The organism is Algibacter amylolyticus, assembly GCF_014202225.1.
In the GTDB taxonomy this organism is placed as follows: domain Bacteria; phylum Bacteroidota; class Bacteroidia; order Flavobacteriales; family Flavobacteriaceae; genus Algibacter_B; species Algibacter_B amylolyticus.
The window spans coordinates 248213-272745 of the sequence record NZ_JACHGE010000004.1; the positions used below are offsets into that span (position 1 = coordinate 248213).

Here is a 24533-nt window from a genome sequence, read left to right on the forward strand (position 1 = left end):
ACAATTTTTTTCAGTGAAAAATTCTATACTACACTAAGCCTAAAAATAAAAAGAATGCTTTAAAAATTATAAAATATAATCGGTGCTAATAAAATTAGATGTCTTCTTATCTAATAATTCATTTAAAATAGCATTATTATAAGGATTGTCTTTTGATGCTACAAAGGTTCTTATAGAAAACGAACGTAAAGCATCATGCACACTTAAAGTACCAAACGCAGAATCTTTTCGTCCTGTAAATGGATAAACATCTGGACCACGTTGGCAAGAGCTATTTAAATTAACACGACACACAAGGTTTACCAATGTATCAATTAGCGGTGATAAGGTTGTAATATTTTTACCAAACAAGCTTACTTGCTGACCATAATCTGATTCGGCCATATCATCTAAAGGCTCCTCGATATCCGAGAATGAAACCACAGGTACAACGGGTCCGAATTGCTCCTCTCTAAACACACGCATATCTTTAGTAACCGGATATAAAACCGCAGGAAATATAAAATTCTCTGATGTTTCACCACCTTTTTTATTAATTACTTTAGCGCCTTTTTCTACAGCATCATCAATTAACTCTTGAATGTAAGCTGGCTTATCGGTTTCTGGAAGAGGCGTTAATTTAACACCAGATTCCCATGGGTTCCCAAACTTTAATTGATCTACTTTAAAAGCAAAACGTCTGTTAAACTCTTCTACTACAGATTCGTGAACATATAATACTTTTAATGCTGTACAACGTTGCCCGTTAAAAGACAAAGTTCCTGCGATACACTCTTCAACAGCCAAATCTAAATCGGCATCAGGTAAAACAATAGCAGGGTTTTTAGCTTCCAATCCTAAAACCATTCTAAGTCTATTTCCTTTAGGATGCTGAGATTGTAGAGCGTTTGCTGAAGCACTGTTACCTATTAAAGCCAATACATCTATTTTCCCCGATTGCATGATTGGAGTTGCCAATACGCGACCACGACCGTAAACAATATTTACAACGCCTTCTGGGAAACTTTTTTGAAATGCTTCAAGCAAAGGAGATATTAATAAAACTCCCAGTTTAGCAGGCTTAAAAATAACAGGATTTCCCATTATAAGTGCCGGAATTAACAAGGTAAAGGTTTCGTTTAAAGGATAATTGTAAGGTCCTAAACACAATACAACACCTAATGGACCACGACGAATATGAGCGTAAACTCCGGAGTTTTTCTCAAATTTAGCTGAATCTCTATCTATTTGCTTATAAGCTTCGATAGTATCATAAATATAATCGACCGTTCTATCAAACTCTTTTTCTGAATCTGGTAAATTTTTACCAATTTCCCACATTAATAATTTTACAACTTCTTCACGCTTGGTTTTCATTTCTTCAACAAAACTCTCCATACACGCAATTCTGTCGGCTACTTTCATGGTTGGCCATAAACCTTTACCATTATCGTAAGCTCGGGTTGCAGAATCAAGAACCTCTAAAGCTTCTTTTTCGCCTAACTGCGGAATAGTTCCTAAAAGGGTTTGCTTGTAATCGCTAGTTGACGAGATGGTTGAGTAAACCTCTGCCGTATCGCCTTCCCAATGTTTTAATTCGCCATCGGACAAGTACGTTGACTGATGCAAAAGGGATTCAATTTTATAAGCCTCTGGAATGTCTTTAAAAGGATGCTTCATAACTCTTTTTGTTTTTTAAAGCCTCAAAAAACATAAGTTTTAAGACTTCACTTTAGTTAATTTGTTTACACCCAAAATAACTAAATTTTACTTACAATGATACCCTGAAATTCAAATAAACAGTAAAAATAGAGCGCAAACGATTTCGCAAATTAGAAGATTTTTAAGTGTACAAAATCACACTAAAAACTGAAACAAATCGGGCTTATCATTCAAATAATCGCCATAAAAATTACGCTGTTTCATTTTGGTAATTAATGGCTCTAAATCGTTAGCCGATTTTAATTGCACACCAACCACTGCAGAACCGTTTTCCCGATTGGTTTTTTTAGCATATTGAAAAAACGTAATATCATCATCTTCACCTAAAATATCAACCACAAATTCTTTTAAAGCACCAGCACGTTGCGGGAAGCTAATAATAAAATAATGTTTTAAATTGGCGTACAATAAAGCGCGTTCTTTAATTTCGGGCGTTCGCGTAATATCGTTATTACTTCCGCTTACCACACAAACAACGTTTTTACCTTGTATTTCTTTTGCATAGAAATCTAGCGCAGAAATACTTAGGGCTCCGGCAGGTTCCACTACAATAGCATCTTTATTATAAAGTTCTAATATGGTTTCGCAAACTTTGCCTTCCGGCACGGTAATCATATTGGTTAAATTTTCTTTACAAATAGCAAAGGTTAAATCGCCAACACGTTTTACGGCCGCACCATCAATAAATTTTTCAATTTTTTCGATGGTTGTGTTTTTATTATTTTTTATGGAAACCGACATAGAAGGTGCGCCTTCTGGCTCGACTCCAATAATTTTAGTTTGAGGTGATAAGGTTTTAAACACCGTTGATAAACCTGCAGCTAAACCACCACCACCAACAGCTATAAACACATAATCGATAGGTTGTGTGGCTTGTTCTAAAATTTCTAAAGCAATAGTAGCTTGCCCTTCAATAACTTTTTTATCATTAAAAGGATGTATAAAGGTTTTTCCTAACTCGTCGCACTCTAACATGGCGGCATGAAACGAATCGTCAAACGTATCGCCAATTAACTTAATTTCTATAAAATCTTCGCCAAACATTTTTACCTGCTCCACCTTTTGGTTAGGTGTTGGTGCCGGCATATAAATGGTACCTTTAATTTTTAAGAGTTTACACGATAAAGCAACACCTTGAGCATGATTACCTGCACTAGCACAAACTACACCATTTAAAGCTTCTTGCGCCGTTAGCGAGCTAATTTTATTATAAGCACCCCTAATTTTATAGGAGCGTACTTGTTGTAAATCTTCGCGCTTTAATAAAATATTAGCGTTATACTTTTTTGAATACCTTAAACTTTCACTTAAAGGTGTAACCGTAGAGACCGTTTTAATAGTTTCGGCAGCAGCTTTTACGCTTTCTATACTAGGAAAATAAGTGGATGTGTTGTGACTCATTTAAATGGGCTTATCGTGCTTATGCAAGGTAATTAATCCTTTGTTTTTATTAAACCATTTCTCATTTAAATTAAGATTTGGCACAAAAAAAAACCTGTTGAGATGTAAACATCTAACAGGTTTTTCAAAATATAGTTTAGTTTAGTTGTATTCGGTACTTATACTATTGGCTTCATTGCCGTCATAGAACCTCTTAAGAAGGCACCAACTTTTTCAACTGGGTGATTTCTTAAAGCAGCATTTACTTCAATAAGTTTAGCGTTATCTACACCTGCACCATTATCTTTAGCGTAAGGCTTTCCTATAACATCTGTTTTTATGTTTTTCATAAAATCAGTTAATAAAGGCTTACAAGCATGGTCAAATAAATAACATCCGTACTCTGCAGTATCAGAAATTACGCTATTCATTTCGTATAATTTACGTCTTGCAATAGTGTTTGCAATAAGTGGCGTTTCGTGTAAAGACTCGTAGTATGCAGATGCATCGATAATTCCAGAATCTGTCATAGCTTCAAAAGCTAATTCCACACCTGCTCTTACCATAGCAACCATTAACACACCGTTATCGTAGTACTCTTGCTCAGTAATTTCAACATCACCAGCTGGTGTTTTTTCGAAATTAGTTTCAGCAGTAGCTGCTCTCCATGTTAATAAATCATGATCATCGTTAGCCCAATCTGCCATCATTCCAGCAGAAAAACGACCTTCAATAATATCATCCATATGCTTTTGGAATAATGGACGCATAATATCTTTTAATTCTTCCGATAATTCGAAAGCTTTAATTTTAGCTGCGTTAGATAAACGATCCATCATGTTAGTTACACCACCATATTTAAGACCTTCTGTTACAGTTTCCCAACCGTATTGAATTAATTTTGATGCATAACCTGCATCAATACCTTCTTCAACCATTTTATCAAAACAAAGGATAGAACCTGTTTGTAACAATCCACAAAGGATAGTTTGCTCTCCCATTAAATCAGATTTTACCTCAGCAATAAAAGACGATGCTAATACACCTGCTCTATCACCTCCAGTTGCTACTGCATAAGCCTTAGCTTGTGCCCAACCTTTTCCTTCTGGGTCATTCTCTTCGTGTACCGCAATTAATGTTGGCACACCAAAACCTCTTTTATACTCTTCTCTTACCTCTGTTCCTGGACATTTAGGCGCTACCATAATAACGGTAAGGTCTTCACGTACTTGCGTACCTTCTTCAACAATATTAAAACCGTGAGAATAAGATAATGTTGCTCCTTTTTTCATTAAAGGCATAACAGCATTTACAACACTTGTATGTTGCTTATCTGGTGTTAAGTTTAATACTAAATCTGCAGTAGGAATTAATTCTTGGTAAGTACCAACAGTAAATCCGTTTTCAGAGGCATTAACAAAAGATTGACGTTTTTCTGCAATAGCAGCATCACGTAGTGCATAAGAAATATCTAAACCAGAATCTCTCATGTTTAACCCTTGGTTTAATCCTTGAGCACCACACCCAACGATAACTATCTTTTTTCCTTTTAAAGCAGTTACTCCATCTGTAAATTCTGAAGCATCCATAAATCTACACTTCGATAATTGATTTAATTTATCTCTTAAAGACAGTGTGTTAAAATAATTTCCCATTTTATATTTAATTGTAATTATTGGTTATCGAATGCTTTTAGCAATTCGCTTACTTTCATTTCATCTTTTGTTACTGCAATACGTCCAGAACGTACAAATTGCATAATCCCAAAACTGTTTAAATCGCGTCGTAACGCTTCAATTTCGTTTCTTCTACCCGATTTTTCAAGTACAAAAAAGTCTTTGTTTACGGTTACAATTCTAGAATAACTTTCTTTAATAATATTCTGTATTTGCGGCTCGTTAAACAACAAATCAGAATTTATTTTAAACATACAAGACTCTGTAAAAATAGTTTCGTCTTCGGTATGATAATATGCTTTTATCGTTTCAACTTGCTTTTCAATTTGCTTAACAATTTTACATGCCGTGTCTTCGCAAATATTAACCACAATTACAAAACGATTTACACCATCAATCTCAGATTGAGAGGTTGTTAAACTTTCTATATTTATGTGTCTACGCTGAAAAATAGCTGAAATACGATTCAATAAACCGATATTATTTTCGGTATAAATTGATATTGTGAATGATTGTATATCTTCGCTCATCTTTTAAACTTATATTAGAAAAAGGCCTTTTAAACTATTTTTTTATCGCTTTCGCGGAATAAATACTGCTTCAATTAAGGTGTATCCTTTTCTTTGTTCTTGTATGCTTTATTCTTGTTTTCTTAACTTAATCGTACATCTGAAACTGAAGCTCCTGAAGGAATCATCGGGAACACATTATCTTCTTTCTCCACCATAACCTCTAAGAAATAAGACTCTTTTGATGCCATCATTTCTTTTACAGCTTCTTCCAATTCATCGCGTTTAGTTACTTTTCTAGCTTTAATATAATACCCTTCGGCAATAGCTACAAAGTTTGGATTTGTCATTTCCGTTGATGCATAACGCTTATCAAAAAACAACTGTTGCCACTGGCGTACCATACCTAAAAACTCATTGTTTAAAACCACAATTTTAACGGCTGCTTTTTGCTGAAAAATGGTTCCTAGCTCCTGTATATTCATTTGGTAACCACCATCGCCAATAATAGCTACAACCTCACGATCTGGTGCTGCCATTTTAGCTCCAATTGCCGCCGGAAGTGCAAACCCCATGGTACCTAAACCACCCGAAGTAATATTACTTTTGGTAACATTAAAATCGGCATATCTACAAGCAATCATTTGGTGTTGACCTACATCCGAAACAATGGCTGCATTTCCATTACTTTCAATATTTATTTGCTTTAAAACCTCGCCCATGGTTAACCCTTCTTTTGTTGGGTTAATATCGTTATTAATAACCTGGTCGAACTCTATAGCATATAAATCCTTAAACTCTTTTAACCATGCATCATGACTATTTTTATTTAAAGCATCAGATAGCATAGCTAAACTTTCTTTTGAATCGCCTAACACAGCAACATCCACTTTTACGTTTTTGTTAATTTCTGCTGGGTCAATATCAAAATGAATAATTTTAGCTTGTTTTGCGTAACTATCTAAATTACCTGTAACACGATCGTCAAAACGCATACCTATAGCAATTAAAACATCGCACTCGTTAGTTAATTTATTTGGCGCATAATTACCATGCATACCAACCATACCAATATTTAAAGGATGTGATGTTGGAAATGCCGACGCACCAAGTATAGTCCATGCAGCAGGAATACCAGCTTTTTCAATAACGTTTTTAAGTTCTTCTTCGGCTTGACCTAAAATAACACCTTGCCCCCAAACAATCATTGGTTTTTTAGCATTATTAATCAATTCCGCAGCAGCGTTAACAGCCTCTTGACTTGTTTTTGGTACAGGAACATAACTTCTAACCCCTCTACATTTTTCGTATTTAAAATCTAACTCAGCAACTTGAGCATCTTTAGTAATATCGACTAATACAGGCCCTGGTCTTCCGCTTTTAGCAATATAAAATGCTTTAGCTATAGCCGCAGGAATATCTTCTGCTTTAGTAACCTGGCAGTTCCATTTTGTTACTGGCGTAGAAATACCAACTATATCGGTTTCTTGAAAAGCATCACTACCTAATAAATGCGAAAACACTTGCCCTGTAATACACACTAATGGTGTAGAATCTATTTGAGCATCTGCAATTCCTGTTATTAAGTTAGTTGCTCCTGGTCCCGAAGTTGCCATAGCAACACCAACTTTACCAGATATACGCGCATAACCTTGAGCAGCATGGGCAGCACCTTGTTCATGACGTGTTAATACGTGATGTATTTTATCTTGGTATCTATATAAGGCATCGTATACTGGCATAATAGCTCCTCCTGGATATCCATAAAGAATATCAACACCCTCTGCTATCAAGCTTTTAACTACAGCTTCGCTACCTGTTATACGTTCTGCTTTTTCTGCCACTTCTTTTTTATTATTAATTGTTTGTGTTTTCATAGTCTCAACCTTAAATGAGATTTCCGCCTTCACGGAAATGAAAAAATACTATTATTTTATTACAAATCCGTTACACAGCCCTTTGAAGCCGATGCTACCGTTTTTGCGTATTTGTATAATATTCCTTTATTGTGTTTTAATGCTGGTTGTATCCATTGCGCTTTTCTTTCTGCTATTTCTTCATCAGATAGTAAAACGTTAATAGAGTTATCTTCTGCACTAATTCTAATTTTATCTCCTGTTTTTAATAATCCAATAGTTCCACCATTCTGTGCTTCTGGCGTAATATGCCCCACAACAAAACCATGTGTACCACCAGAAAAACGGCCATCTGTAATTAATGCTACAGATTTCCCCAAACCAGCTCCCATAATTAATGAGGTTGGTTTTAACATTTCTGGCATTCCTGGACCTCCTTTTGGACCTACGTATCTAATGACGACAACATCACCTCTTTCTACTTCACCATTAGAGATTCCAGTATTTGCAGCTTGCTCACCATCGTAAACCACAGCTTTACCTTCAAATAATAAACCTTCGTTACCTGATATTTTTGCTACCGCACCTTCAGTCGCTAAGTTTCCATAAAGGATTTGTAAGTTACCTGAAGATTTTAATGCTTTATCCTTTGGAAAGATAACATCTTGATCGTCTTCAAAAGAAAGTGGTTCAACATCCGCTAAATTTTCAGCTAAAGTTTTTCCTGTTACTGTTAAACACTCACCATGTAAATAACCATTATCTAATAAATACTTCATTACTGCTGGCGTTCCACCAACACCATGAACATCTTCCATAAGGTATTTACCAGATGGTTTTAAATCTGCTATTAACGGTGTTCTGTCGCTTACACGCTGAAAATCTTCTAATGTAAAATCGATATCTGCCGCATGTGCAATAGCTAAAAAGTGTAATACCGCATTTGTAGAACCTCCTAAAGCATTCACTAATGCAATTGCATTTTCAATAGATTTTTTAGAGATAATATCTAATGGTTTTAAATCTAATTCTAAAAGGTTTTTAATAGCTCTTGCTGTTCTTTCGCTTTCAGATAATTTATTAGGATTTTCGGCTGGAATAGACGAGTTATATGGTAATGCAAACCCCATACATTCAATTGCCGAAGCCATTGTGTTTGCTGTATACATACCACCACAAGCTCCTGCTCCTGGAATAGCACTCTTTATAATTTCTCTATATTCTTCTTCACCAATTTCGCCAGCTACTTTCTGCCCTAAAGCCTCGAAAGCCGAAACGATGTTTAATTTTCTTCCTTTATATTTACCAGAGGCAATTGTACCTCCATACATCATAATAGACGGACGGTTTAAACGTAACATAGCCATTACAGCTCCTGGCATATTTTTATCGCATCCAACTACAGATACTAAAGCATCATAACTTTGAGCGTTCATTACTGTTTCAATAGAATCTGCAATAATATCGCGAGATGCTAAAGAGTAATTCATACCCGAAGTTCCCATAGAAATACCATCACTTACACCAATAGTGTTGAATCCTAATCCAACTAAACCTGCAATTTTAGTTTCAATTTTAACCTCGGCAGCTAAATTATTTAAATGCATGTTACATGGGTTCCCATCATATCCGGTACTCGCAATACCCACTTGAGCCTTATTCATGTCCTCATCAGTTAAACCTACTGCGTATAACATGGCTTGAGATGCTGGTTGAGATTCGTCCTGTGTTAGTCTTTTACTATGTTTATTAAGTTCTTTCATATTTATTGCAAACAACTTTAGTCTTTAGCTTATTTTATTTTTGTATTCTTAGTTAATTAAGGTTTTTATTGAAAACTCTTCAATTTCACCAAAACAACTTGTCGAAATTAATTTATTAGCTTCTTATAGCCGCTAACCTTTGTTTTTCCAGGTTAAATCCACGACTATAAAAATCAATTCAAACACCTTATTATCAGTAACTTAGATTCATATTTTTATGATGTTCAAAACCAAAAAAAACTTCATAAAAAAACCTTCCGAATTTAGGAAGGATATTATATTTAAGTTTGATTTAAAATACCTTTCCGTTGCCTTATGAAATAATCACAAGGACATAAATAGGATCGATATTTAAAAAATGGTTTTTCATCGGCTTCATGCAAATATTTGTATTTAAACTTTAACAGCCAACTTATTGCCAAAAAAAACAAAAACAGACACGCATATTCTTTTATTTTTTTACTTTTGCGGAAATAATAATAGAGGAAAGATTTGACTGATTGCAACCTCTTTACATTACAATTTAAGGTAATGTGAACAAAAATGCTAAAGGCAGTGTAAACTTCCTTCGACGTTCTCGTCAAATCTTACCGTAAAATAATAATTATGGCATATTTATTCACTTCAGAAAGTGTATCTGAAGGACACCCAGACAAAGTAGCTGATCAAATTAGTGATGCATTAATAGATAATTTTTTAGCTTTTGATAAAGAATCGAAAGTGGCTTGCGAAACCTTAGTAACAACAGGACAAGTAGTACTTGCTGGCGAAGTAAAATCGACAACCTATTTAGATGTTCAGAAAATTGCTAGAGACACTATCAATAAAATTGGGTATACTAAAGGCGAGTATATGTTTGATGGAAATTCTTGCGGTGTGCTTTCTGCTATTCACGAACAATCGGATGATATTAGTCAAGGTGTAGATCGTGGTAGTAAAGAAGAACAAGGCGCTGGCGATCAAGGTATGATGTTTGGTTACGCAACCAACGAAACCGAAAACTACATGCCTTTGGCATTAGATTTATCGCACAGAATTTTACTTGAACTTGCCGAATTACGTCGTGAAGTAAAAGACATTACATATTTAAGACCAGATTCTAAAAGTCAAGTTACTATTGAATATAGTGACGATAACGTTCCACAACGTATCGATGCTATTGTAGTATCTACACAGCATGACGATTTTGATGAAGATGAAGCTATGCTTGCTAAAATTAGAAAAGACATTGTTGAGATATTAATACCAAGAGTAGTTGCTAAACTTCCTGAAGCTATCCAAAAGTTATTTAACAACGATATTAAATACCACATAAACCCAACAGGAAAGTTTGTAATTGGCGGCCCGCATGGCGATACTGGTTTAACAGGACGTAAAATTATTGTAGATACCTACGGCGGTAAAGGTGCCCACGGTGGTGGTGCATTTTCTGGAAAAGATCCAAGTAAGGTAGATAGAAGTGCTGCGTATGCCACAAGACATATTGCTAAAAACCTAGTTGCTGCTGGTGTTGCAGATGAAATTTTAGTACAAGTAAGTTATGCTATTGGTGTTGTTGAGCCCATGGGGATTTTTGTAGATACCTACGGAACTTGCCCTTTTAATTTAACCGATGGTGAAATTGCCGAAAAAGTATCTAAAATTTTCGATATGAGACCATTTGCTATTGAAGAACGTTTAAAATTACGTTCGCCAATGTACAGCGAAACTGCTGCTTACGGACACATGGGACGTAAAAACGAAACCGTTACTAAATCTTTTTCTCAGCCTAATGGCGAAAGCATAACACTAGATGTTGAGCTATTTACTTGGGAAAAACTAGATTATGTTGATAAAGTAAAGATTGCTTTTGGGTTGTAAAGCTTAATAAATATTTTAAAGACCACTTTTTTAAGGTGGTCTTTTTTTGTTGGTTTGACTTTGTGAGAAAATTTGCTAACTTCGTTTACTGTTGGGTATAAAATATTGAAATGATTTTATATCCGTAAGAAACAGTTAAACTAACCTCCCCAAACCCGTGAAAAATGAAGGTATTTAAAATCCTTTTTTTTGTAATTTCGATTATTAGCGCGAATAAAGGCATGTCTCAAAATATAGCATCACATCAATGGGAAAATCGAGTTTTATTAGTACTAACAGATGATGCTGATACTTCTGCGTTTCAGAATCAAATAAAAGAATTACTGGCACACGAAAACGGACTTACCGATCGTAAACTTATTGTTTATCAAATAAAAAAACATAGTTACACAAAAAGTTTACTAGATGAAGCATGGCAAAATTCATCCAAAACCTATGAAAAATATAAATCTAAAAACTCCTCTTTGGAAGTAGTATTAATTGGTTTAGATGGCGGTATAAAACTAAGACAACCCCATTTACTTACTTGCGAAAAGTTATTTGAGACTATAGATGTTATGCCCATGCGAAAATCTGAATTAAAGCTTCGTTCGCGCAAATAACACTCCTTATTACACATTAAACGCTAACAACTTCCATAAACAATAACAATAAAAACTAGTTTAATACTTCACTTTATTGCCCTAACATTTTATAATAATAATTGATTTGAAATTCTTAAAAAATTACCTAACTTTAAGCAAATCAATTTATTATGAAACAAGCACTAGTAGTATTTATCGGTATATTTATGTTTTCGACAACGTTAAACGCTCAAAGCACACATGAAAATCCAATGGCGGCAAATACTGTAATTGGTTTTGTAAAAATTCCAGATATAGATGGAGAATCACAATCAAAAGCTTATGCCAGAGAAATTGAAATTTACGGATTAGCTTCTTTATCTGAACAATTAAAATCTGCACAAACAGGTAGTGGAAGAAGCAGAGCTAGAGCTACTGTATCTCCAATTTCGCTAGTAAAAAAAATTGATGCAGCAACACCTTATTTAATGTTAGCAAACTTACAAGGCAAATTCTTTCCAGAGACAACCATTAGCCTAGTTAACCCAGAATCAGAATCGCAGAATCCTTATTTGGTAATAACCCTTAAAAATGTTTTAATTAGCAAGCATCAAATAGACGCTAGCTCTAATCGTCAAGAAATTATTGATCTTAAATTCGATAAAATCACAGTAAAATACATTACTAAATCTGGTGTAAATGAAATATCATATAATTTAGCTACAGGAATTTAAGCTCATTTTACTACAATAGCAATTACAGCTTAAAATCCTATGCATTAAGTATATGAGTACTAAAAGTAAAACCCAAAACTCCCTGTAACACCAAACTTTCTAGATTCAGGATAAAGTACTTTATCTTTATAGTTTCCTCTAAAATTAAAGTCTATTCTAAGCACTTTAAAAATATTACCTACTCCTAGACTGTATTCGTAATACGGCTCGTTTGATGGTGCCACTAACTGAATATTGTTTGGGTTACTAGGCACATTACTTAAAGCAACATTTTCGTCTGTTATACTTCCCATAACGCCACGTACACTTACAATTTCTCGCAGATTCAACTTGCGTAGAAACGGTATTCTAGAAAATAAGCGTCCATTAAAATTATGCTCGAAATGAAAAGAGGCATAGGTATCGGACACAAACTCGTAAAAATCAAGTTGCGAAAACGTATTGTAAATTGAAAAATACGATTGATTTCCTGGAATAACACTTAGCAAACCAAGTGGCACTTCGCCAAAGGTTTTACCGGCTTCAAAAGTGGTATTTAACCTTCCAAAACCACCCATTTGCCAAGGTTGGGTGTATGAGAACTGTACTTTAGTATAATCGAAATCGCTATTAAATAAACTTTTATCGCCTCGCGTTACTTGCGCAAATAAACGTGAATAATAATCGTTAGCTACTCTACGCTCCACACCAAAACCAGTCATTTTACGCCCAGGAAAATAGGACACCGATAAGTTGGATTCAAATTGTGTTATTTCCGAAGCTATACCTGTTGGTGTATTATAATCTAAACTAAAGGTTGGCGATGCCGATTCTAGGGTTCTATAATTGCCGCCTAATCTAAATATAACATTACGCCAAGGCTCTGCTTCAACGGCTAAACTGGTTAAATTAATATTGGTAAGCTTATCGTTTGTACTTGTTCCTACTACTGATGATGATGCTAAACTTCTACCCAACACATCGGTACTGGTTGTTAAGCTCGCTCCTATTTGCTCGATATCTCGCCTATTCCCTCCAGAAATAATGAGTCGGCTTTTTTTATCGATTAACCATTTACCCGAAATACCATATTTAAATTTATCATCGTCAAATCCGTAGGCTAAAAAGCCTTCCAATCGCCATAAATCGTTAGGCCCAAAATAGGTTCGCCCTCCAGTTCTTAAGCGTACACCTTCAACTTCGTTATATCCAAAGGTTGAAAATACGGGTCCGTAATCTAATGGCAGTGAATTAAATTCGATATATCCCGAAGCTAAAATACTTCCTAAATTATAAAGGCGTTTAAACTTTTTAACCGTTTTTAAAGTGTCTAACATTTTATAAACACCTTTCTCGTCCTTATTTAGTGCTTCTAATCGGTTTTCACCCCAAAATTCGTCATCTCTATTATAAATATCCTTATCAAAATTATAAACTTCGGCATCGTAGAATTTTTTATCCTTTTCAATATCAAACTTATAATTATTGTATAAGGTAGTACGCTTTCCGTAAACACCACGAGACTTTTCCTTTTTATTAAAAGCAAAATCCGATAGCATATAATCTCTTGTTACCAAGAACAGAGAATCGGTTAAAACCTCAAACTCTTGCTCGATATAAATTTCTTTAATCCAGTTTATATTGGCACTTTTAGAGGCTTGTAAATTAATTTCTTTAATAGCATAGGTAGTATCTGCTACCCAAAAATCGCCTTTAAAAGTTAGTTCGTTTTTTCGTCTTGGGTAGTAAATAATATTATAACACCATTTATTATCTATAAAAGAACTATCGGCTAGAACATAATTATAGGTATTAACCCCTGTTGTAGATAAAGGACTCACAAAACTCTTATCGAAGAACTTCATGTAATTATCGTACACGCTAAAATCGGAATACAAATCGTCTATAAAATCGATAATAATTTGGTTATCGCTAAACCCAGAGTTTTTATTTCCTAATAAATCTTCTTTGGTTTTATTAATAACATTATCGCCATATACTTTTGAAACGGCTTCGTTTATAAAAATTGGTAAATAGGTTTTTCCTGTAACGTTAGAGGTATCGACCTCATTAAAAACAAATTCCATACCCCTAAACAGTTTACTTTTAATAAGCGCACTATCTATGGTGTTTAAATCGAATTCTACTTTTTCGTATTTATCGTACTCGTATTGTTTAAATTGCTTTAAACCATTACTTCGTTTATGCGCCCAAATTTTTCTTAGAATATCTATGGCTGGATTATTTTTTTTAGATTGTTTTCCAGACACAATAAGCACCGCATTTAGCTCCGCAGTTTCTTCTTTAAGAATAAACTTTAAATTGTAATTCACCTTTTTTTCTAAAGGCACATTTAAAGTTTCGTATCCAATGAAGGAAACGATTAAACCATCCCAAGTGTCATCAGACTCCAAATAGAATTTTCCGTTTTCGTTAGTTATGGTACCTTCTGTAGATCCTTTAAACACAATATTTGCGAAGGAAACAGGTTCATTAAATTCATCGTACACAAAACCACTAACTTTAGTTTGTGCAAAAACAGAAGATAATCCGAGGTAGAATAGGGCAATAATTAGTCTTATATTCATAATACAAAAAAACTTCATCAACAATTATGCTAATGAAGTTTATATAACGTAAAAAATGTTGTTTTATTTATATAGCACCTTTTTAACAGCTTTGATAACTTCGGTATAATCCGGTAACCATTCTGCCATTAAAACAGGAGAATAAGCTGCAGGTGTATCTGCAGTATTAATTCTAACAATTGGAGCATCTAAATAATCAAATGCTTCAGACTGCACTAAATATGTTATTTCAGTTGATACATTTCCAAAAGGCCATGCTTCTTCTAAAATTACTAATCTGTTTGTTTTTTTAACCGATTCTACAATAGCCTTTCTATCTAAAGGACGAACGGTACGTAAATCGATAATCTCACAAGAGATACCTTCTTTCTCTAATTCATCGGCAGCTTTGTAAGCTTCTTTTATAATTTTACCAAAAGATACGATTGTTACATCTGTACCTTTACGTTTTATATCGGCAACACCAAGTGGCACAATATATTCTCCTTCTGGCACTTCACCTTTATCACCATACATTTGCTCACTTTCCATAAAAATAACCGGATCGTCATCTCTAATAGCGGCTTTTAATAGTCCTTTTGCATCGTATGGATTAGATGGCACTACTACTTTTAAACCTGGTGTGTTTGCAAACCAATTTTCGAAAGCTTGCGAGTGTGTTGCTCCTAATTGTCCTGCAGACGCTGTTGGCCCACGAAATACAATAGGACATTTAAACTGCCCACCAGACATTTGTCTAATTTTTGCAGCATTATTTATAATTTGATCAATTCCAACTAAAGAGAAGTTAAAGGTCATGTACTCTACAATAGGTCTGTTTCCAGTCATTGTAGACCCGATAGCGATACCAGCAAAACCAAGTTCTGCAATAGGCGTATCGATAACACGTTTTGCTCCAAATTCATCAAGCATACCTTTTGATGCTTTATAAGCTCCGTTATACTCAGCTACTTCTTCACCCATTAAATACACGCTTTCGTCTCTGCGCATCTCTTCGCTCATTGCTTCGCAAATGGCTTCTCTAAATTGAATTGTCTTCATTGAATATATTTTGATTCGAATAGCAAAAATAACAATAAATGAGATACCCTCTCATAAGTTTTTTTTAAAATTTATTATGCACGCATAGTAAATATTCGAAATTTTATAATTAACTTCGTAAACTAAAAAAAATAAGACATCTAAATACATAAAAAAATGAAAATATTAGTGTGTATAAGTCACGTACCAGATACAACATCAAAAATTAATTTTAGCGATAACGATACTAAATTTGATACAAATGGTGTTCAATTTGTTATCAACCCAAATGACGAGTTTGGTTTAACACGTGCTATGTGGTTTAAAGAAAAACAAGGAGCTTCAGTTACTGTTGTTAATGTTGGTGGAGCGGAAACTGAACCAACTTTAAGAAAAGCATTAGCTATTGGAGCAGATGAAGCTATTCGTGTAAACACAGTTGCTACCGATGGATTTTCTGTAGCAAAACAATTAGCCAATGTGGCAAATACAGGTGGATACGATGTAGTTATTGCTGGTCGTGAATCGATTGATTATAATGGCGGAATGGTTCCTGGAATGGTTGCAGGTTTACTTAATGCTAATTTTGTAAATAACTGTATTGGGTTAGAAATTGATGGTACTTCGGCAAAAGCTGTAAGAGAAATTGATGGTGGTAAAGAAACCGTTTCAACATCGCTGCCATTAGTTATTGGCGGACAAAAAGGATTGGTTGAAGAAAGTGATTTACGTATACCAAATATGAGAGGTATTATGATGGCACGTAAAAAACCATTAAATGTAGTAGATCCTGTAGATGCAAATCAAGAAACAACATCGGTTTCGTTTGAAAAACCAACTCCAAAAGGTGCGGTTACTTTAGTATCGCCAGATAATTTAGACGAATTAGTAAGCTTACTTCATAACGAAGCTAAGGTGATTTAATTATAAATTAAATCATCCTGAATTTATTTCAGGATCTTTGGATGTTAACGTAAAATAATAAGATTTCCGTCTTTACGGGAATGACAAAAAAAACAAAATTATTATGTCAGTTTTAGTATATACAGAATCAGAACAAGGCGCCTTTAAAAAAACAGCTTTCGAGGTAGCTTCTTATGCAAAAGCAGTTGCTAATCAATTAGGAACTACGGTTACGGCTGTAGCCATTAACGCAAACGACACTAGCGCTTTAGGAACTTACGGCGTAGATAAAGTATTAAATATAAGCAACTCACAACTAGATAAATTTAACGCAAATGCATACGCAGCAGCTCTTAAACAAGCCGCCGAAAGCGAAGGTGCACAAGTTGTAGTTGTAAGTTCTAGTGCAGATAGTAAATACCTAGCACCACTATTGGCTGTAGGTTTAAATGCAGGTTATGCAACAAATGTGGTTGCAGCACCATCAAGCACGAGTCCGTTTACTGTAAAACGTACCGCATTTACTAACAAAGCTTTCGAAAACACTCAAATTAACACCGATGTAAAAATTGTTGGTGTATCTAATAATGCCTTTGGATTAATTGAAAATAGTGGTAGCGCTTCCGCGGAAGAGTTTTCACCTTCAATTCCAGAATTAGGGGTTACAGTAGAATCTGTTGATAAAGCTACCGATAAAGTATCTATTGCCGATGCTGAAATAGTAGTGTCTGCCGGTCGTGGATTAAAAGGTCCAGAAAACTGGGGTATGATTGAAGAACTTGCCGATGTTTTAGGTGCAGCAACAGCCTGTTCTAAACCGGTTTCAGATTTAGGATGGCGTCCACATAGCGAACACGTTGGGCAAACAGGTAAACCCGTAGCATCAAACTTATATATAGCTATTGGTATTTCTGGAGCGATTCAGCATTTAGCTGGTATTAACGCATCCAAAGTAAAAGTAGTTATCAATACAGATCCAGAAGCACCTTTCTTTAAAGCTGCAGATTATGGAGTGGTTGGTGATGCTTTTCAAGTCGTGCCAGAATTAATAGAAAAATTAAAAGCCTTTAAAGCACAGCAATAATATTTTATAATACCAATTATAGCTTATTTTTAAATTATAATTGGTATAATACTATAGAACTGCTTAAATTAGCATTTTGACTTAAAATTGCCTTGTGCAGTTGGTAAAGTTCTAATTTAAGCAGTTCTTTGCGTTTTTAATACATTATGAGTTTAGTAAGATTAAATATAAAAGGCATTTCCTATAGCCAAACACAAAATGGCGCATATGCTTTAATTTTAAATGAAGTGGATGGCGACCGTAAACTACCTATTGTTATAGGAGCTTTTGAAGCGCAGTCTATTGCTATTGCATTAGAAAAGGAAATTAGTCCTCCTCGCCCATTAACACACGATTTGTTTAAAAACTTTGCCGACAGATTTGATATTGTTGTTAAACAAGTTATTATCCATAAGTTGGTAGATGGCGTATTTTACTCAAGTTTAATTTGCGAACGCGATAAAATTGAAGAAATTATTGATGCACGAACTAGTGATGCTATTGCATTAGCACTTCGTTTTCAAGCACCAATATTTACTTATAAAAATATTCTAGACAAAGCTGGTATTTACCTTAAAGTGAATCCTAAAGAAGAAGAAGAAAACGAATCTCAAGATAGTATTTTAATGGATGAGTTAGTAGCTTCTGAATTAGAACCTAAAGAAGAACCTCGCGAGCGTTTTCATGGTAAAACTTTAGAAGAACTTCAAACCATGCTTGAAGAAGCCGTTATTAATGAAGATTATGAGAAAGCGGCTCATATTCGTGATGAAATCTCAAAACGAGAATAACCTTTAATTTTTAGTATGAAAAAGCTGTTTTTGCTCCTTGCTATAATCTTTTTATGTTTCACCCCATCAGTTATAGCGCAAGATATAGACAAAACAGATGCTACCGAACTTATTAAAAACGTTTCGGAAACCGAAACAATTTTAATAGATTCTGCTACCATTAATTTGGCTGAAACCAAAATAAAAACTCCTACAGAAGCAGATATTCCTACAAATACAGCTAATACCATTACACCTAGCCAAGGATTCTCTTTAAATAGTTTATGGCGAGGCGTATTAGGTATGATAACTTTAATTTTTGTCGCCTTTCTTTTTAGTAGTAACCGAAAAGCCATTAATTGGAAAATTGTTGGTATTGGGTTAGCGTTTCAATTACTTATAGCAATAGGTGTATTAAAGGTTGAATTTATTAAAACTATTTTCGAATTTATTGGTGGTTTATTTGTTAGCGTACTAGATTTTACAAGAGCAGGTAGTAAATTTCTATTTGAAGGCTTAGTAGTAGATATGGATACTTTTGGCTTTATTTTCGCCTTTCAAGTATTACCTACTATCATCTTCTTTTCGGCATTAACATCAGTACTTTTCTACTTAGGAATTATTCAAAAAGTAGTAAAAGTAATGGCTTGGTTACTTTCCAAAGCTTTAAAAATATCTGGAGCAGAAAGTTTAAGTGTTGCCGGAAACATATTTTTAGGACAAACCGAAGCACCACTGCTTATTAAGGCTTATTTGGAAAAAATGAATAAGTCTGAAATGCTGTTAGTGATGATTGGTGGTATGGCCACAGTAGCTGGCGCAGTATTGGCGGCCTATATTGGTTTTCTTGGTGGAGACGATCCAGAATTAAGATTATTTTATGCAAAGCATTTATTGGCAGCATCTGTAATGGCTGCTCCAGGAGCTATTGTAATTTCAAAAATATTATACCCGCAAACCGAAGATGTAAACACAGACGTATCGGTATCACAAGAAAAAATAGGCTCTAACTTTTTAGATGCTATTGCTAATGGTACTACCGAAGGTTTAAAACTAGCAGTAAATGTTGGTGCTATGCTATTAGTATTTGTGGCCTTTATTGCCATGTTTAATGGTATTTTGGGGTGGATTGGAGATATTACTTCTGTTAATGGTTGGATTGCCGCAAACACGACTTACAAAAACTTATCGCTAGAACTTATTTTGGGCTACCTATTTGCTCCACTTATGTGGCTTATTGGGGTTGCTAAAGAAGATATGGCGCTAATGGGACAACTATTAGGTATTAAATTGGCTGCTAGCGAATTTATTGGCTATATTCAATTAAGAGACTTAAAAGAAGCATCGAACCTGGTGCATCTTAATTATGAGAAATCTATAATTATGGCTACTTACATGTTATGTGGCTTTGCTAATTTTGCCTCAATTGGTATTCAAATTGGTGGTATTGGCTCTTTGGCCCCGGGCCAACGTAAAACCCTTTCTAAATTTGGAATGAAAGCCTTAATTGGTGGTACTATTGCGTCGTTAATTTCGGCTACTATTGCTGGAATGATTATTGGGTAGTAAATTTCTGGAAAGGTCGGAATCTCATAGTCTGAAAGCTTAAAATGCCTTTCCATAAACCTTCTGCATAGTACATATTTCTACTAGTTAATAACTTTTGATATTATTCAGAATTACTTTAAACGGATTCAACTCTTATTTTCTATTTTTAATCACTGATAATTTATATCATTTTGTCCCCTTTCGAATCAACTGTTCAAGTCATTCGATTTGGACAATAAAATCAAGTTTAATTTAATGAGATTCCTGTATACACAGGCATGACGCTTATGAAACAATATCACGACTTAGTAAAACACGTTTTAGAAAACGGTAATGAAAAAGGAGATCGCACAGGTACAGGAACTAAAAGTGTTTTTGGACACCAAATGCGATTCGATTTAAGTGAGGGTTTCCCTATGGTAACAACCAAGAAACTGCATTTAAAATCTATTGTTTACGAATTACTTTGGTTTTTAAAAGGTGATACAAACACCAAATACCTTACCGAAAACGGTGTGCGTATTTGGAATGAATGGGCCGATGAAAATGGCGATTTAGGACCTGTTTATGGTTACCAATGGCGTAATTGGAATGGTGATGAAATTGACCAAATTAAGGAGGTTATACAGGCCTTAAAAAACAACCCGAATAGTAGACGCATGTTGGTTTCTGCTTGGAATCCATCGGTTTTACCAGATACCTCTAAAAGCTTTAGCGAAAATGTAGCTAATGGTAAAGCAGCGCTTCCGCCTTGTCATGCCTTTTTTCAGTTTTATGTAGCTAACGGAAAACTGTCTTGCCAATTATACCAACGTAGTGCCGATATATTTTTAGGGGTACCTTTCAACATTGCTAGTTATGCTTTATTTACCATGATGATGGCACAAGTTTGCGGTTATGAAGCTGGCGAATTTATACACACCTTTGGTGATGCACATATTTACAGCAACCATTTTGAGCAGGTAGAATTACAACTTTCTAGAGATATTCGTCCGTTGCCAAAAATGATATTAAATCCTGATATTAAGGATATTTTCGACTTTGATTTTGAAGATTTCACTTTGGTTGATTACAATCCGCATCCGCATATTAAAGGCGCTGTAGCTATTTAATAATCTCGAAATTTAGCATTAAAAAACGTGCAATAACTGGCAAGTGCGTTAGGGATTGAAATGAAAAGCCCACAGCCCGACGTAGGAGGTGCGAGGACTTGTAGTGAAAAGCCCGACCCTTTTCGGGTAACGCCAATAGAAATATTTTAAATTAGCTAAAACAAAAAAAAGCACCTTAAACAAGGTGCTTTTTAGTTATATGTAAGCGTGATTATAGGTTTATAACCCCGTTTTCTGCTCCAGCAAAATCGTTCCATGCATAAGCATCGGCTGCGTCGTCGTTTACGTAAACACCATCAACAACATATTTAAACTCGTAAGAGCTACCAGATTCAATATCAACAGTTCCTTTAAAAGATCCGTTTTTTAATTTTTTTAGCGGTGCTTTTTTAGCATTCCATTCGTTAAATGACCCAACTACAGATACCTTTTTTGCATCTTCCGCTGGTACAGTAAAAGTTACTTTACAAACTGGTTTACTTTTTAAAAATTGTTTTTTAATAGCCATAATTCTATGTTTTAATATTTTAATTTAATATTTAATAGCGCTACAAATTTACTAACAAATTAAAATACGTAACTATTTAAGACTCTTTACTTTCAAAAAATTATCGATTTGGCAAAATGTATTCTTTAAAACAGTGGAGTACATAATAAATTCCCAATTAATTTGTAGTATTATCAAGCTTAAAAAATTGTTTTATACTGATTATCAGACTGTTTTAAGACTAAAACGTTTTAGTAAATGTATTTTATTATTCTATTTAGTTTTACCAAAAAGGGTTAACTTTACAGACTTTATTTTACAAATATGTTCGGAAAAAAGAAACCTATACCACAAATTGACAAAGACCAATTGGAGCTTATTGAAAACGCTCAAAAACGAATTAAACAGAAAAAAGGTTTATATGCGCATTTTGTTATATTTTTAATTGGTGCCATTTTTTTAATTGTTGCAAATACCTTTTTAGGTATTGGTAAGGATTTTAAGATTTTGGAAATCGACTGGTTTGTTTTTGCCATATTAATATGGCTATTCCTTTTTGTTTACCACTTATTTAATGTTTTTGTTACCAATAAATTTATGGGTAAAGATTGGGAAAAAGCGCAATTACAAAAATTAGTTGCTAAACAACAAAACCGCATTGAAAAACTAAAAGCAGGTTTAGTTAAAGAAGAAACCGTTTTAGCTAAAAGCGAAGTATTTAAAGAGGAAACTACTAAACGTATTAATAAAGGAAGTGAATTAACCATTATTGTGGCTGCCGCCGAAAACAACGCTATTGGCTTAGGCAACAAATTAATTTGGCATTTAAGTGACGATTTAAAACGTTTTAAGGCGCTTACCAACGGCCATCATATTATTATGGGACGTAAAACCTTTGAAAGTTTCCCGAAACCCTTACCAAATAGAACGCATGTTGTAATAACGCGCCAGAAAGATTATAATGTTCCTGATGGTGTTATTGTGGTACATAGTTTAGAAGATGCTATTGATGCCTCGAAAAAAGACAGCAACCCTTATATTATTGGTGGCGGACAAATATACAAGCAAGCCATGGCTATTGCCGATAAAATAGAACTTACTCGTGTACATGAAAGTTTTGATGCAGACACCTATTTTCCGGAAATTGACACTAATGTTTGGAAAGAAACGGCTAATACGTTTCATACTAAAGATGATACGCATGCCCATGAATTTTCGTTTTTAACGTATGCGAGAAAATAATTTGTTTTATACCTCTTTAGGTAACATTATTTAAATGTTAGGCAAACCAATAAAAAATTGAATACACCTGTTACAAATTTCAGTAATTTTGCCACATGGTAAAAGAAATACAACTTCGTATTACATTAAAGGAAGAAGAACAGCCTAATATTCTCGTATTAAAATCTGCGATTAAGTTAGAGATTGATAGGCAAGATATTACTGGCGTTAAAATACTACGCAAGTCTATTGATGCTCGCAAACCTAAAATAATACTTAATTATAAAGTTGCTGTTTATATTCGCGAAGCTTTACCAAAAACCTCGGCGTATCAATTTGAATATAAAGACGTATCAAAAGCAAAACCCATTCATATTATTGGTTTTGGCCCTGCAGGAATGTATGCTGCTTTACGCTGTATCGAACTTGGTTATAAACCCATAGTTTTAGAACGTGGCAAAAATGTGCAGGACCGCAGACGCGATTTAAAAGCCATTAACCAAGATCATTTTGTAAACGAAGATTCCAACTACTGTTTTGGCGAAGGTGGAGCAGGCACTTATAGCGACGGAAAATTATACACACGCAGTTTAAAACGTGGCGATGTACGTCGTATTTTCGAAAACTTAGTATTTCATGGTGCTACCGATCAAATATTGGTGGATGCACATCCACATATTGGCACCAATAAACTACCAAAAGTGGTTCAAAACATTCGCGAAACCATAATAAATTACGGAGGCGAAATTCATTTTGAAACTCGAGTTACCGATTTTGTTATAAAAGACAATAAAATAAAAGCCATTGAACTTCAAAATGGTAATACATTAGATGTTGAAAAAGTGATACTAGCCACAGGGCATTCTGCTAGAGACATCTTTTATTTACTGCATAAAAAGGACATTGCTCTAGAAGCAAAATCCTTTGCCATGGGTGTTCGTGTAGAGCATCCGCAACATATTATCGATTCCATTCAATACCATTGCTCTGGCGACCGTCACGAGTTACTACCAGCCGCATCTTACGGTTTAGTGGAGCAAGTTAAAGATCGTGGTGTGTACTCCTTTTGCATGTGTCCTGGTGGATTTATTGTACCTGCAGCAACCGCTAATGGCGAAGTTGTGGTAAATGGTATGTCGCCATCAAAACGAAATAACTTATATGCCAACTCTGGTATAGTAGTAGAAATTAATGTAGATACCGATTTGCCAAAATACGAGCAATTTGGCGCATTAAAAAGCTTAGAATATCAAAAAAACTTAGAGCGTTTAGCCTTTACTGCGGGCGGACGAAGTCAAGTAGCACCGGCACAACGATTAACCGATTTTGTAGAAGGCAAACTATCTACAACCTTAAACGACACCTCGTACCAGCCTGGGCTAAAATCTGCACCATTACATTCCTTATTACCTAAATTTATAGGCAGCAGACTCCGTAAAGGCTTTGAGGCTTTTGGTAAAAAAATGAACGGCTATTACACCGAAGAGGCCAATATTGTGGGCGTAGAATCTCGCACCTCATCCCCGGTTTCCATTCCTAGAAACGAAAATTTAGAGCATACTCAAATTACCAACCTTTATCCATGTGGCGAGGGCGGTGGCTATGCAGGTGGTATAGTTTCGGCAGCTATGGATGGTGAACGCTGTGCCGAAGCAGCAACAGGCAATCTATAAATTAATAATTTGGGCGTTACCCGAAAAGGGTCGTGCTTTCCACTATATCTTTTTTTTGCCATTTATGGCAGCAAAAAAAAGGATGACGTTTCAATCACTAACGCAACCTAGAAGTTATATTTTTTAA

At 34.8% G+C, this 24533-nt stretch carries 19 protein-coding genes; 10 read left to right on the forward strand and 9 right to left on the reverse strand.

The window, feature by feature from the left end; genetic code table 11:
- Window positions 1-66: 66 nt before the first annotated feature.
- From HNQ90_RS10685 to ilvD, 6 genes are all read right to left on the reverse strand, one after another.
- Complete coding sequence (locus HNQ90_RS10685) at window positions 67-1659, reverse strand: NADP-dependent glyceraldehyde-3-phosphate dehydrogenase (protein WP_144115787.1); 1593 nt, start codon at window positions 1657-1659, stop codon at window positions 67-69.
- A 177-nt stretch (window positions 1660-1836) separates the two neighbouring features.
- Window positions 1837-3102 (reverse strand): threonine ammonia-lyase IlvA, encoded by a 1266-nt coding sequence (ilvA, locus tag HNQ90_RS10690; protein WP_144115788.1) that lies wholly within the window; start codon window positions 3100-3102, stop codon window positions 1837-1839.
- A 158-nt stretch (window positions 3103-3260) separates the two neighbouring features.
- Window positions 3261-4736, reverse strand: a complete 1476-nt coding sequence (gene ilvC, locus HNQ90_RS10695) for a ketol-acid reductoisomerase (protein WP_144115789.1) — start codon at window positions 4734-4736, stop codon at window positions 3261-3263.
- Window positions 4737-4753: 17 nt separating this feature from the next.
- Window positions 4754-5287 carry an acetolactate synthase small subunit gene (gene ilvN, locus HNQ90_RS10700; RefSeq protein ID WP_144115790.1) on the reverse strand — a complete coding sequence of 178 codons (534 nt, stop codon included), beginning with the start codon at window positions 5285-5287 and terminating at the stop codon, window positions 4754-4756.
- A gap of 122 nt (window positions 5288-5409) precedes the next feature.
- Entirely contained in the window at window positions 5410-7143 is a 1734-nt protein-coding gene (gene ilvB / locus HNQ90_RS10705; protein ID WP_144115791.1) for a biosynthetic-type acetolactate synthase large subunit, read from the reverse strand.
- A gap of 59 nt (window positions 7144-7202) precedes the next feature.
- Window positions 7203-8885, reverse strand: a complete 1683-nt coding sequence (ilvD, locus tag HNQ90_RS10710; protein WP_144115792.1) for a dihydroxy-acid dehydratase — start codon at window positions 8883-8885, stop codon at window positions 7203-7205.
- Window positions 8886-9491: 606 nt separating this feature from the next.
- Between ilvD and metK the strand changes: the two genes are divergently transcribed.
- From metK to HNQ90_RS10725, 3 genes are all read left to right on the forward strand, one after another.
- Window positions 9492-10745, forward strand: a complete 1254-nt coding sequence (gene metK / locus HNQ90_RS10715) for a methionine adenosyltransferase (RefSeq protein ID WP_144115793.1) — start codon at window positions 9492-9494, stop codon at window positions 10743-10745.
- Window positions 10746-10909: 164 nt separating this feature from the next.
- The gene (locus HNQ90_RS10720; protein ID WP_144115794.1) at window positions 10910-11347 is read left to right on the forward strand and encodes a DUF4174 domain-containing protein; all 438 of its coding nucleotides are present in this window, start codon (window positions 10910-10912) and stop codon (window positions 11345-11347) included.
- 152 nt (window positions 11348-11499) lie between these two features.
- On the forward strand, window positions 11500-12042 hold the full coding sequence (locus HNQ90_RS10725; protein WP_144115795.1) for an Hcp family type VI secretion system effector: 543 nt from the start codon (window positions 11500-11502) through the stop codon (window positions 12040-12042).
- 59 nt (window positions 12043-12101) lie between these two features.
- Here the strand turns inward: HNQ90_RS10725 and HNQ90_RS10730 are convergent, their stop codons facing one another.
- Together HNQ90_RS10730 and HNQ90_RS10735 are read right to left on the reverse strand one after the other, a co-directional pair.
- Entirely contained in the window at window positions 12102-14609 is a 2508-nt protein-coding gene (locus tag HNQ90_RS10730; RefSeq protein WP_144115796.1) for a DUF5686 and carboxypeptidase-like regulatory domain-containing protein, read from the reverse strand.
- Between the two features lie 63 nt (window positions 14610-14672).
- Entirely contained in the window at window positions 14673-15650 is a 978-nt protein-coding gene (locus HNQ90_RS10735; protein WP_144115797.1) for a pyruvate dehydrogenase complex E1 component subunit beta, read from the reverse strand.
- A gap of 156 nt (window positions 15651-15806) precedes the next feature.
- Here HNQ90_RS10735 and HNQ90_RS10740 point away from each other — a divergent pair, with 156 nt between their 5' ends.
- From HNQ90_RS10740 to HNQ90_RS10760, 5 genes are all read left to right on the forward strand, one after another.
- Window positions 15807-16553 (forward strand): electron transfer flavoprotein subunit beta/FixA family protein, encoded by a 747-nt coding sequence (locus HNQ90_RS10740; RefSeq protein WP_144115798.1) that lies wholly within the window; start codon window positions 15807-15809, stop codon window positions 16551-16553.
- Window positions 16554-16656: 103 nt separating this feature from the next.
- The gene (locus HNQ90_RS10745) at window positions 16657-17616 is read left to right on the forward strand and encodes an electron transfer flavoprotein subunit alpha/FixB family protein (protein WP_144115799.1); all 960 of its coding nucleotides are present in this window, start codon (window positions 16657-16659) and stop codon (window positions 17614-17616) included.
- Between the two features lie 146 nt (window positions 17617-17762).
- Window positions 17763-18386 (forward strand): bifunctional nuclease family protein, encoded by a 624-nt coding sequence (locus HNQ90_RS10750; RefSeq protein WP_144115800.1) that lies wholly within the window; start codon window positions 17763-17765, stop codon window positions 18384-18386.
- A gap of 15 nt (window positions 18387-18401) precedes the next feature.
- Window positions 18402-19931: a NupC/NupG family nucleoside CNT transporter gene (locus tag HNQ90_RS10755; protein ID WP_144115801.1), complete on the forward strand. Its 1530-nt coding sequence runs from the start codon at window positions 18402-18404 to the stop codon at window positions 19929-19931.
- A 269-nt stretch (window positions 19932-20200) separates the two neighbouring features.
- A complete protein-coding gene (locus tag HNQ90_RS10760; protein ID WP_144115802.1) occupies window positions 20201-21025 on the forward strand; it encodes a thymidylate synthase in 825 nt (274 codons plus the stop codon).
- A 211-nt stretch (window positions 21026-21236) separates the two neighbouring features.
- On the opposite strand, the gene HNQ90_RS10765 is transcribed toward HNQ90_RS10760, so the two are convergent.
- Window positions 21237-21533 carry an isoamylase early set domain-containing protein gene (locus tag HNQ90_RS10765; RefSeq protein ID WP_144115803.1) on the reverse strand — a complete coding sequence of 99 codons (297 nt, stop codon included), beginning with the start codon at window positions 21531-21533 and terminating at the stop codon, window positions 21237-21239.
- Window positions 21534-21836: 303 nt separating this feature from the next.
- Here HNQ90_RS10765 and HNQ90_RS10770 point away from each other — a divergent pair, with 303 nt between their 5' ends.
- On the forward strand, window positions 21837-22754 hold the full coding sequence (locus HNQ90_RS10770; RefSeq protein ID WP_144115804.1) for a dihydrofolate reductase: 918 nt from the start codon (window positions 21837-21839) through the stop codon (window positions 22752-22754).
- Window positions 22755-22849: 95 nt separating this feature from the next.
- Complete coding sequence (locus HNQ90_RS10775; protein ID WP_144115805.1) at window positions 22850-24406, forward strand: NAD(P)/FAD-dependent oxidoreductase; 1557 nt, start codon at window positions 22850-22852, stop codon at window positions 24404-24406.
- Window positions 24407-24533 lie beyond the last annotated feature (127 nt).